At 44.8% G+C, this 12,126-nt stretch carries 5 protein-coding genes and 2 rRNA genes (1 of these 7 running past the window's edge); 3 read left to right on the plus strand and 4 right to left on the minus strand.

From position 1 onward, the window contains the following. The first annotated feature begins 1 nt into the window (after position 1). The 3 genes from hutH to Q9312_RS05435 all read left to right on the plus strand — a co-directional run bounded on the left by hutH (position 2) and on the right by Q9312_RS05435 (position 5,080). Positions 2-1,519 carry a histidine ammonia-lyase gene (gene hutH, locus Q9312_RS05425; protein WP_309203570.1) on the plus strand — a complete coding sequence of 506 codons (1,518 nt, stop codon included), beginning with the start codon at positions 2-4 and terminating at the stop codon, positions 1,517-1,519. Positions 1,520-1,989: 470 nt separating this feature from the next. After that, the gene (gene pheA / locus Q9312_RS05430) at positions 1,990-3,144 is read left to right on the plus strand and encodes a prephenate dehydratase (RefSeq protein ID WP_309203571.1); all 1,155 of its coding nucleotides are present in this window, start codon (positions 1,990-1,992) and stop codon (positions 3,142-3,144) included. Positions 3,145-4,243: 1,099 nt separating this feature from the next. Then, complete coding sequence (locus Q9312_RS05435) at positions 4,244-5,080, plus strand: DUF2306 domain-containing protein (RefSeq protein ID WP_309203572.1); 837 nt, start codon at positions 4,244-4,246, stop codon at positions 5,078-5,080. Between the two features lie 42 nt (positions 5,081-5,122). Here Q9312_RS05435 and Q9312_RS05440 read toward each other — a convergent pair whose 3' ends face one another. The 4 genes from Q9312_RS05440 to Q9312_RS05455 form a co-directional block, all read right to left on the minus strand. After that, positions 5,123-6,205, minus strand: a complete 1,083-nt coding sequence (locus Q9312_RS05440) for a helix-turn-helix domain-containing protein (protein ID WP_309203574.1) — start codon at positions 6,203-6,205, stop codon at positions 5,123-5,125. Between the two features lie 159 nt (positions 6,206-6,364). Beyond that, positions 6,365-7,729 carry a M24 family metallopeptidase gene (locus Q9312_RS05445; protein WP_309203576.1) on the minus strand — a complete coding sequence of 455 codons (1,365 nt, stop codon included), beginning with the start codon at positions 7,727-7,729 and terminating at the stop codon, positions 6,365-6,367. 1,331 nt (positions 7,730-9,060) lie between these two features. Beyond that, positions 9,061-9,176, minus strand: a 5S ribosomal RNA gene (gene rrf / locus Q9312_RS05450). 124 nt (positions 9,177-9,300) lie between these two features. Continuing rightward, positions 9,301-12,126, minus strand: a 23S ribosomal RNA gene (locus Q9312_RS05455); it runs 63 nt beyond the window's last position.

Raw genomic sequence — 12,126 nt, forward strand, 5'->3', positions numbered from 1 at the left:
CATGCAAACCATTAATGTGATCCCAGGGAAATTAACACTCCAAGAGTTACGCCAGATTTTCGAAGGGCCAGTACAGCTATCTTTGGATGACTCGGCGATCGACAAAATAAATCAAAGTGCCGCGACCGTTCAACAATGCATTGATGAAGACAGAACCGTGTATGGAATCAATACTGGCTTTGGTTTACTCGCTCAAACGAGAATTGATACCGACAAGTTAAGCTTACTGCAAACATCACTGGTATTGTCACACGCAGCGGGACTTGGCAAACCTTTAGATGAAGCGACCACTCGCTTGCTAATGGCGCTTAAAATTAACAGCCTTGCGCAAGGACATTCAGGAATTCGTCTATCAACGATTGAATTATTGATTGAACTTTTTAATCACAATGCCTTGCCGGTTATCCCCGAAAAAGGATCGGTCGGAGCCTCAGGAGATCTCGCTCCACTCGCGCATATGAGCGCGCCACTGATTGGTGCCGGAGAAATAATATTAGACGCTCAACGCATGCCGGCCGTTGATGCATTAGCTCAGTTAAAAATGAGTCCGATTGAACTTGCTCCGAAGGAAGGCTTGGCTCTATTAAATGGAACCCAAGCCTCAACAGCGCTCGCACTCAAAGGCTTATTTTTAGCTGAAAATAATTTCAAGTCAGCCACGATAGCCGGTGCGATGAGTGTCGACGCATTACTTGGCAGTGTTACACCTTTTGATGCTCGTATTCATCAAGTGCGAGGGCACCAAGGACAAATTGATTCTGCGAGTTTCTATCGTCAGCTTTTAACGGGAAGCAATATCAATCAATCGCACGCAGACTGCGAGAAAGTTCAAGATCCTTACTCCTTGCGTTGCCAACCACAAGTAATGGGAGCGTGTTTAGACCAACTTCGCTACGCGGCAAAGACGTTACTGATTGAAGCCAACGCAGTGTCGGATAATCCACTGGTATTCAGTGACGACCAAGATATTTTATCAGGAGGTAACTTTCATGCGGAACCTGTTGCCTTGGCAGCAGATGCCATCGCCGTAGCTATTGCTGAAATAGGAGCCATTTCAGAACGACGTATCGCTATTTATATGGACAAACACATGAGTGGATTACCAGCGTTTTTAGTAGAAAACAGTGGTGTGAATTCTGGGTTTATGATTGCCCAGGTGACCGCAGCAGCGCTGGCTTCAGAAAACAAGACGCTTGCACACCCAGCGTCAGTCGATAGCTTACCCACGTCAGCAAACCAAGAAGATCACGTTAGCATGGCTACTTTTGCTGCAAGACGTTTAACCGATATGGCTGAGAATACCGCAGGAGTGATTTGTGTCGAATTATTATGTGCTGCGCAGGGAATCGATTTTCGTCGCCCCTTGCAATCGTCAGACGTATTAGAGTCTGCTCACCAAAAAGTAAGGCAACGGGCAGCTCACTTTGATAAAGACCGATACATTTCCACCGAGATGGAAGCACTTCAACTCGCTGTTTTAGGTGGTGTCTTTAACGATGGGCTTCCTAGCTTGTTCTAAAAATATCACCCGCTGAAGGGGAGTCATCCCCTTCTCTTTCATCATTTTTGATATTAAATATTTATAAACAGCCGAAATTTAATCACACACAAGGCTAAAAAAACCAAGACATCTGCGCTAGACACCCACTCAATTTAGGTTAGCGTCAATATCCCTCTACCTTGCCATATTTCTGCTTAAAATTTCGTCTATACTCATATTGGGTGAACAAAGAAACGTTCACGAACATTTGAGCGTCTCAAGGTTTCCCAGTCTTGGTTGTTACATTTTTTATTCCTATTAATTATGGGAAGCCCGGGAATTACCCGGGCTTTTTATTGACAAAACTTTCAAATCGCCTTACTTTTTAAATCATGAAAATTATCAACACATTTTATTTTGGTTTCTTTATCCGGCAATGAGTCAGGAGGGAGCCATTCGTTTTTAAAAACCTCCACCTTGGAGGTTTTTTCGTTTCTAGAGGATAGAAAATGTTAACCAGCGAACAGTTAAGTGAACTACGCGCCAAAATTGATCATCTTGATTTAGCTTTGATTCAATTATTGGCTGAACGGCAAGAGCTCTGTGATCACGTTGGCAAGCACAAAATCGAATGTGGTCTCGATACTCGTGATTTAGATAGAGAAAAAGATCTCATACTAAAAAAAATCGCCTTAGGTAAGCAGTCAGGCTTGAGCACCCTTTTTGTGCAACAAATCTTTCAACTGATCATTGAGCAATCGGTCAAACTACAGTACCAAATGCGCGTGCCCGCTTCAGGAGATCTAAATCCTCGTGTGGCCTTCTTAGGTGACCATGGCTCTTACAGCCATCAAGCTTTGAATAAATATTTCTCGTTATCGAAAGCAAGCCCCAGACCTATGGGATACCCAAGTTTTAGAGCAATATTAAACTCAGTGAGAAATGAAGAGATGGATGTCGGAATCTTACCCATCGAGAACACGACATCAGGCGCTATTCTCGACGTCTATGATTTATTGCAAGGCTCCGGCATACATATTATTGGAGAGGAAGTGCTTGATATTCAACATTGCTTAGTTGGCAAAGCCGGTAATATAGATAATGTAAAAACCATTTTGGGTCATCCACAAGCGCTCGCTCAGTGCTCCGAACTTTTACAATCTAATGATCAATGGAAAATTGAATACTGCAGCAGTAGCGCAAACGCCATTGAACAAGTGATTAAACGTGATGACCCATCGGTCGTTGCCATTGCCAACGCTTTCGCCGCTGAAATGTATCAATTGCCTGTGGTCACTCAAAACATTGCCAACAATCAAAAAAACTTCACTCGTTTCATTCTCATCGCCAAAGAACCGGTGAGTGTGCCTGAACAAATTCCCTGCAAAGTTTCATTGGTATTATCAACAAAACAAACGTCAGGATCATTGGCGACGGTACTCAATGAGCTGAAATCCCAAGATATTGTATTGACGAAATTGCAATCTAGACCTATTCCAGAAAAACCTTGGGAAGAATTATTTTATATTGACCTCGAAGGCCATTTGGATGCGCCTAACGTTCAAGCTGCCTTAGCCGGTTGCGACAATCATTGTCAGTTTTTAAAGGTTCTTGGTTGTTATCCGAATAGTCAGTTGGAGACGCCTGATTTATATGGGAGCTAGAGCTTTCGAGATGAATCCAGTGTCATCTAGATCTGGCTGGGAAACCCAGCAGCTCTTGTCTAATTGATGCCCCCAAATATTTATCTTTGCCTTTAAATCGTGTTGGGTTACGCAAGCTAACCCAACCTACGTTCGACTTGAGTTGAAGACTTAGCAATCGAGAAAGCTATTATCCCTGTAGGTTGGGTTGACGCAGGAAACCCAACAGAGCTTCTCAAATCGATGCCTCCCCTATCTTTTTCTTTGCTTTTAAATCCTGTTGGGTTACGCAAGCTAACCCAACCTACGTTCGACTTGAGTTGAAGACTTAGCAATCGAAGAAGCTATTATCCCTGTAGGTTGGGTTGACGCAGGAAACCCAACAGAGCTTCTCAAATCGGTGCAACCAAATATTTATCTTTGCCTTTAAATCGTGTTGGGTTACGCAAAGCTAACCCAACCTACGTTCGACTTGAGTTGAAGACTTAGCAATCGAAGAAGCTATTATCTCTGTAGGTTGGGTTGACGCGGGAAACCCAACAGAGCTTCTCTAATCGGTGCAACCAAATATTTATCTTTGCCTTTAAATCGTGTTGGGTTACGCAAGCTAACCCAACCTAGGTTCGACTTGAATTGAAGACCTAGCAATCGAAGAAGCTATTATCCCTGTAGGTTGGGTTGACGCAGGAAACCCAACAGAGCTTCTCAAATCGATGCCTCCCCTATCTTTTTCTTTGCTTTTAAATCCTGTTGGGTTACGCAAGCTAACCCAACCTACGTTCGACTTGAGTTGAAGACTTAGCAATCGAAGAAGCTATTATCCCTGTAGGTTGGGTTGACGCGGGAAACCCAACAGAGCTTCTCTAATCGGTGCAACCAAATATTTATCTTTGCCTTTAAATCGTGTTGGGTTACGCAAGCTAACCCAACCTACGTTCGACTTGAATTGAAGACCTAGCAATCGAAGAAGCTATTATCCCTGTAGGTTGGGTTGACGCAGGAAACCCAACAGATATATTGACCTAAATTATAAAATTGATGATCGAATTCCTATTTCGATAAGCCAAAAATCCAAATTGATGTGATTCTTCAAGCCTCTGAGGTATTAATGAGGTTGAAAATGAACAAATCAATAAACAATTTGGCAAGCACAAACGACTCACTCGCAAAGCGTTGGATAGCACTTGCCATTCGATGTTGGGTTGGCGTGGTGTTGATTGGGCAGTGGATGTTTGCAATCTACATTTTTGCCCAATTTACTTGGCCCTTTATGTCTGGAACTATCGACGAGTCGCAGTTCCGCCATATGATAAAAGGCTATGTAAACGGCGAAACTTTCAATAACACCCTCTTACTTGTTCATGTCATTCCAGTGATGTTCGTATGCTTCAGTGCAGTGCTTCAATTGATCCCACTCATACGAAAACGCTACCCAACCTTTCACCGAATCAATGGCCGGTTGTTTCTTGTCATTGGCCTAATAGGCGCTATTGGAGGATTATATCTGACCTGGATAACAGGCAGCCGATTAAGCAACCTTGGCGCTTTAGGTGTCACTATTAACGGTTTATTGATTCCAATCGCCATTTTCTTGGCTTGGCGCTTTGCCTTGAATAAAAATTTCACACTTCACCGTCGCTTTGCCGTACACGCGTTTATCCTTATAAATGGCGTTTGGTCATTTCGACTTTACTTAATGGGTTGGTATTTAATTAACCAAGGTCCGTTAGGAAACAGTTCGACCATCGATGGACCGGCAGATATAGTGCTTTCATTAGCCTCTTTTTTACTACCAATGGCAATTGCTGAGCTGGTATTTCGATCAGAAAAAAGCGCTCAACCGAAAACTCTGTGGACCGCGGCTATCGCAGCAACTTTCGGTACGCTTGTGACGTTGATTGGTGTTGTCGCAGCCTCCATGATGATGTGGGGTCCACGAATTTTGGCAGCCTTCTGAAGCTCTGCTCGCGCACCTGAGGCGCATCTATTGTAACCGGTATTAAGCAGGTAGAGGCTTATCTAAACTGTCGATTAGATGTCGACTCCTGAACTGGTTCGGCGTACACCCTACTTGCGCCTTAAATGCTCGATTAAAAGGCGCAAGCGATGCAAACCCTGACTCCATACTGATAACCAAAACGGTCCAGTGTTGACTTTGTTTTTCTATGAGTAATTGCTTTGCATACTCGACTCTAAAACGATTGATATATTGGTTAAAGTTATTGGCTGTCGTTGCATGTCGAATAATGCGGCTCACTTTATATTCAGATACACTTAACAGATTCGCTAGATCGATCATTTTTACATCAGGCCGTAAGAAAATTTTCTGATCAATTATTAGAGACTCTAACTGCTGCAATAGAAGCTGATCTTGTTTATTTTCTTGAGGTTCATTGGCTACATCTTCAACGCTAGCGACCGCTTTACGTTCTAGATGTTGTAAAACTAACACCATCCATATACAGGTGATGATAGCTATTGCTGAGCAAACAACAAACCAAGGTCGAAGAGTTGATTGCTCAGTTTCAGATATAAAACCTTGAACTATTACTGTGCAACTGAAAACACCGGCGAAAAATGTCGTTGCAAATAACACTCTTTGTACCTTTGCCGGTTTCGTTGCTGCACTGAAATTCTTGACTGATTCCCAAAATGCCAAGGCTAAAACGGTCGATGACAGCAGCTGGGTTACCTCTCCAATAGAGCGCTTTAGCCATGAGATATTGTCTTGAGACAGCCATTCAACAGACACTAACAGATCAATACTTCGACTACTGATAACTAACAGAGCAATAATAATAGCCACGATATAATGTCGTAATTTAATACTGTCACTGTCCCTAAACATCGCACGAGAAATTAGCCAAACCACATTACACGTCGCACAGGTGCCAAGTGCAAACACGTATTGATAGGGGCTTGAGACTTGTGCGGTCAAAGTTTGTAAAGCGACCATCACTAATGAAGCACAAAGAATTGCGAATAAGATGTTTTCAGTTCTCACGGGACGAATTAATAGCTGAGCCATCATCGCGACTAAAGCAATTAGAAATAGTAAAAAATAGGCACTATCAATTGACATGATGGATCTCACTTTGCTTCTGTTTGGTTATTTTATATCCTTTTAGAAGAATTATAAACGACTCGTTTGTTAGCCTATGTTACTTTTTATTACTTTTGTGATTGCTCGTAACATCCTGCTCGTGTCCACGAGTAGTGGCATAAATATCAGGCTTTAGCTCTAAGGTTCACAATTTGAGTCGCTAGTGATTAAATGAAATTGCTTTTGTCGTCCGTGTAAAAAGTTGATTTTACCGGCTTTAAAACTTGCATCTTCTTCTAGCATTATTCGAATCGATTTACCCCAGCGTTCGATAGGCTTTTCGATATTAAGTTCAATCGAATATGCCGTGCTATCAAACAGAGGATAGTCTCCTGTCGTCACTCCATTTTGGTTATCCCACATTCCTATTGAAGGGCCTGCGCCATGGCCATGAAACCCCAGAGGATGACTATAAATACTCGGATTCAAGCCTTCCTCCAGCGCTTCTTTTCGTGACATTTTAAGTAATTGATTACCTGTTCTGCCGACGACAAAGTTATTCATTAAAATATCTTGTAGGCGATTTCCCTCTGCCAATGCTTGTTTCAATTCTTCTGGGGCATCTTTCTCACACTTATCCAAAACATAAGCATGTTGTTGAGTGTCCGTATTAAGCCTCAAATAAGTTATTCCAAAGTCGGTGTGCAATAGATCACCGGGCATAATAACAGTCTCAGCTTTATCTTTTGAAAATGCAGAAATATGATCAAACTCTTGGCTATCTTTCCTTTGAATAGACACCGTCGGGTGAAACCAGATATCCATCTTTAATTCTGCTACTTTTTCTCGCATCCACCAAACAACATCTTCCGTTGTCGTTTGACCTGGAGTAATTACATTGTTAGAAAACGCCTCTTTAATAATACTTTGGGCAATGCCGACAATTTTAGGATAGATCTTCAACTCTGACTCACTTCGAGTTTCTAGCCAACCGATCGCTAAGGATTCTGCTGACACAATTTTAGAATGGAAATCTTTGGGTAAGCTTTCTTTTAACAACTCAAGATCAGTCGCGTTAATCCCATCGGCTAAACCATAGACCCTTGAAAAATTGACACCAATTTTATTGGGTTTTCGCTCTGTAATTAGCTCTACCAGACGCGCCCATTGGTCTGGTTGCTGCTCTTTATTCCAAGCACTTTTAAACTTCTCACCCACGGCATAACGTGCCACCGCTAAGGTTTCAACTTTAGGATTCTGTTTACCTTTTTCTTCCGCTGGTAGATACATTAATAAAATGGTTCTTCTTCTTGCCGACATCCAGTTTGCTGGCAGTAGCGTTTTAATAACAGGGTCTTCATTGTACTCTCGGCTAATCACTAACCACATATCGATATCGGACCGGATCATTAACTGTGGAAGCACTTTGTCAATGCGTTCAGCTAAGAGCTTATCGATGAATTCAGAGCGTTCTTTTAATGAAAGAATATTTGTAGTGTCATTCGCTTTAGCGACAACATATACCTGAGCAATCATAATAAGGAAAAATAAAACTCGACGCATAACCATTCCTTTCATTCCATATTTAATGGCATCCTAACGAGGTTTTAAGGTTAACGCCAGTTGAACTTTCTAACCATAAAACGAGATTTAAATATTGATTAACACAAGAGTTAAGGAGCGAAAATTCTTAATCACTTTTTAAATTTGCCTTGGTCGCAAGCCTGCATTGCGACTTTTCGGTCACTAGCTTTCTCAATTAATCGCCCGCTTTAATACGACAGATCTAATCAACCGGCCCTGATTTACAGGAATGTAAAGAATGCAGGTTTTGCAGGAGCATAAACCTGCCCACCCCATGTCTCTAATAAAGAGTTCTGCTCCATACTTCTAATAAGGAGTTCTGGCCATCGTCGTGACTCTGACCACCATGGATGGTGGGAATGCGAAAGAATCTTCTGGAAAGATTCTCGCCGATGTTCACCAAGATTTGCCTGGAGCAAATCAGAACAGCGTTAGCTGGCCTGCGTAGCAGGTGAGCAACAAGGACGTTGCGAATAAATTCGCTCCCGGCGAATTTGTCACATGGCCCTTCAAAGCAATTCTAGGTTCATAAAATTTTAATCAGAAAAAAGCCCATCCAAACGGATGGGCTTTTTTTTGATTAAATCGGTCCGACGTCTCGGCCTGGCGAGTATCAACACCCGATAGCAATTTGAAAATGACCTACTTTATTCCGGGCATCCTGCCCTGATTTACAGGGATGTAAAGAATGCAGGTTTTGCAGGAGCATAAACCTGCCCACCCCCAACGTCTCTAATAAAGAGTTCTGGCCATCGTCGTGACTCTGACCACCATGGATGGTGGGAATGCGAAAGAATCTTCTGGAAAGATTCTCGCCGATGTTCACCAAGATTTGTCTGGAGCCAATCAGAACAGCGTTAGCTGGCCTGCGTAGCAGGTGAAGAACTCAAAGCAACTCTAGTTTCATCAAATTTTAATCAAAAAAAACCACCGTGAAGGTGGGTTTCTTTTTAATTAAATCGGTCCGACGTCTCGGCCTGGCGAGTATCGGCACCCGATAGCAATTTGAAAATGACCTACTTTATTCCGGGCTTCCTGCCCTACACCCCTTCGGGGCCATCGTCGTGCCTCCGATGTTCAAATTCGCTCCCGGCGAATTTGTCACATGAGCCCTTCAAAGCAACTCTAGGTTCACAAAATTTTAATCAAAAAAAAGCCCATCCGCTTGGATGGGCTTTCTTCTGATTAAATGCCTGGCGATGACCTACTCTCACATGGGGCGGTGCGACGATTCGCGACCCCACTAAAAAACGGGTCTCCCAAAAGGAAAAACCCGAACCACCTTGCAATGATTCGGGTTTGTATTAAATGCCTGGCGATGACCTACTCTCACATGGGGAGACCCCACACTACCATCGGCGCTGAACGTTTTCACTTCTGAGTTCGAGAAGGGATCAGGTGGTTCCCGTTCGCTAATGTCACCAGGCAAAACTGGCTGATATTTCATCCGACGCTTTCACGTCGTCTGTCTTCAATTCGGTTAATTATTTGATTCACACAAGTCAGTTGCGCTTTTACATCCTCAGATGTAAAGACCATTTGGGTGTTATATGGTCAAGCCTCACGAACAATTAGTACAAGTTAGCTTAATGCCTCACAACACTTCCACACCTTGCCTATCAACGTCGTAGTCTTCAACGGTTCTTAAGGAGACTTAAAGTCTCAGGGAGAACTTATCTTGAAGGGGGCTTCCCGCTTAGATGCTTTCAGCGGTTATCCTGTCCGAACATAGCTACCCGGCAATGCCACTGGCGTGACAACCGGAACACCAGAGGTTCGTCCACTCCGGTCCTCTCGTACTAGGAGCAGCTCTTCTCAATTCTCCAACGCCCACGGCAGATAGGGACCGAACTGTCTCACGACGTTCTAAACCCAGCTCGCGTACCACTTTAAATGGCGAACAGCCATACCCTTGGGACCGGCTACAGCCCCAGGATGTGATGAGCCGACATCGAGGTGCCAAACTCCCCCGTCGATATGAACTCTTGGGAGGAATCAGCCTGTTATCCCCGGAGTACCTTTTATCCGTTGAGCGATGGCCCTTCCATACAGAACCACCGGATCACTAAGACCTGCTTTCGCACCTGCTCGACGTGTCTGTCTCGCAGTCAAGCGTACTTCTACCTTTATGCTAACCGTACGATGTCCGACCGTACTTAGTACACCTTCGTACTCCTCCGTTACTCTTTGGGAGGAGACCGCCCCAGTCAAACTACCCACCACACACTGTCCTCGATCCCGATAAGGGACCTGAGTTAGAACTCAAACATTACCAGGCTGGTATTTCAAGGTTGGCTCCACAATGGCTGGCGCCACTGCTTCAAAGCCTCCCAGCTATCCTACACAAGTAATGTCTAAGTCCAGTGTGAAGCTATAGTAAAGGTTCACGGGGTCTTTCCGTCTAGCCGCGGGTACACTGCATCTTCACAGCGATTTCAATTTCACTGAGTCTCGGGTGGAGACAGTGTGGCCATCGTTACGCCATTCGTGCAGGTCGGAACTTACCCGACAAGGAATTTCGCTACCTTAGGACCGTTATAGTTACGGCCGCCGTTTACCGGGGCTTCGATCAAGAGCTTCGCATAAGCTAACCCCATCAATTAACCTTCCGGCACCGGGCAGGCGTCACACCCTATACGTCCACTTTCGTGTTTGCAGAGTGCTATGTTTTTAATAAACAGTCGCAGCCACCTGGTTACTTCGACCACCAATAGCTTACGTCGCAAGGACTTCACCATCAGCGGCGTACCTTCTCCCGAAGTTACGGTACTATTTTGCCTAGTTCCTTCACCCGAGTTCTCTCAAGCGCCTTGGTATTCTCTACCTGACCACCTGTGTCGGTTTGGGGTACGGTCGCTGTTAACCTGAAGCTTAGAAGTTTTTCCTGGAAGCATGGCATCGACCACTTCAGTCCCGTGGGACCTCGTCATCAGCTCTCGGCCTTAAGAACCCGGATTTGCCTAAGTTCTCAGCCTACAACCTTAAACACGGACAACCATCGCCGTGCTGGCCTAGCCTTCTCCGTCACTCCATCGCAGTTAACACCGGTACAGGAATATTAACCTGTTTCCCATCGACTACGCATTTCTGCCTCGCCTTAGGGGCCGACTCACCCTGCTCTGATTAGCATCGAACAGGAAACCTTGGTCTTCCGGCGGGGAGGTTTTTCACCCCCCTTATCGTTACTCATGTCAGCATTCGCACTTCTGATACCTCCAGCAAACCTCCCGGTTCACCTTCAACGGCTTACAGAACGCTCCTCTACCATGCGTACAAGTACGCATCCGCAGCTTCGGTGTATCGCTTAGCCCCGTTACATCTTCCGCGCAGGCCGACTCGACTAGTGAGCTATTACGCTTTCTTTAAAGGGTGGCTGCTTCTAAGCCAACCTCCTAGCTGTTTTAGCCTTCCCACATCGTTTCCCACTTAGCGATAACTTTGGGACCTTAGCTGGCGGTCTGGGTTGTTTCCCTTTCCACGACGGACGTTAGCACCCGCCGTGTGTCTCCCATGATTGCACTTCTCGGTATTCGGAGTTTGCATCGGGTTGGTAAGCCGGGATGGCCCCCTAGCCGAAACAGTGCTCTACCCCCGAGAGTGATACATGAGGCGCTACCTAAATAGCTTTCGAGGAGAACCAGATATCTCCCGGTTTGATTAGCCTTTCACTCCTAACCACAGGTCATCACCGCATTTTTCAACATACGTGTGTTCGGTCCTCCAGTACCTGTTACGGCACCTTCAACCTGCCCATGGCTAGATCACCGGGTTTCGGGTCTACTGCCTGCTACTGAACGCCCTATTAAGACTCGATTTCTCTACGCCTCCCCTAATCGGTTAAGCTTGCAACAGACAAGTAAGTCGCTGACCCATTATACAAAAGGTACGCAGTCACATGACTAAATCATGCTCCCACTGCTTGTATGCACACGGTTTCAGGTTCTATTTCACTCCCCTCACAGGGGTTCTTTTCGCCTTTCCCTCACGGTACTGGTTCACTATCGGTCGACAGAGAGTATTTAGCCTTGGAGGATGGTCCCCCCATATTCAGTCAAGATATCACGTGTCCCGACCTACTCATTCTCACTACTAATGGCCTTTCGTGTACGGGGCTATCACCCTGTATCGCTGAACTTTCCAGAACATTCCACTAAACCAATAATAACTTAAGGGCTAATTCCCGTTCGCTCGCCGCTACTAAGGAAATCTCGGTTGATTTCTTTTCCTACGGGTACTTAGATGTTTCAGTTCTCCGCGTTCGCCTCTACAACCTATGTATTCAGTTGCAGATAACCATCTTATGATGGCTGGGTTCCCCCATTCAGAGATCTCCGGATCAAAGGCTGTTTGCCGCCTCCCCGAAGCTTATCGCAGGC

The organism is Pleionea litopenaei (genome assembly GCF_031198435.1).
GTDB classification, from domain to species: Bacteria; Pseudomonadota; Gammaproteobacteria; order Enterobacterales; family Kangiellaceae; genus Pleionea; species Pleionea litopenaei.

What these genes read in the sequence shown, in the direction of transcription:
- Q9312_RS05445 (WP_309203576.1), bottom strand. Translation starts at nt 7,729, where the DNA reads ATGCGTCGAGTTTTATTTTTCCTTATTATGATTGCTCAGGTATATGTT.
- Q9312_RS05440 (WP_309203574.1), bottom strand. Translation starts at nt 6,205, where the DNA reads ATGTCAATTGATAGTGCCTATTTTTTACTATTTCTAATTGCTTTAGTC.
- Q9312_RS05435 (WP_309203572.1), top strand. Translation starts at nt 4,244, where the DNA reads ATGAACAAATCAATAAACAATTTGGCAAGCACAAACGACTCACTCGCA.
- hutH (WP_309203570.1), top strand. Translation starts at nt 2, where the DNA reads ATGCAAACCATTAATGTGATCCCAGGGAAATTAACACTCCAAGAGTTA.
- pheA (WP_309203571.1), top strand. Translation starts at nt 1,990, where the DNA reads ATGTTAACCAGCGAACAGTTAAGTGAACTACGCGCCAAAATTGATCAT.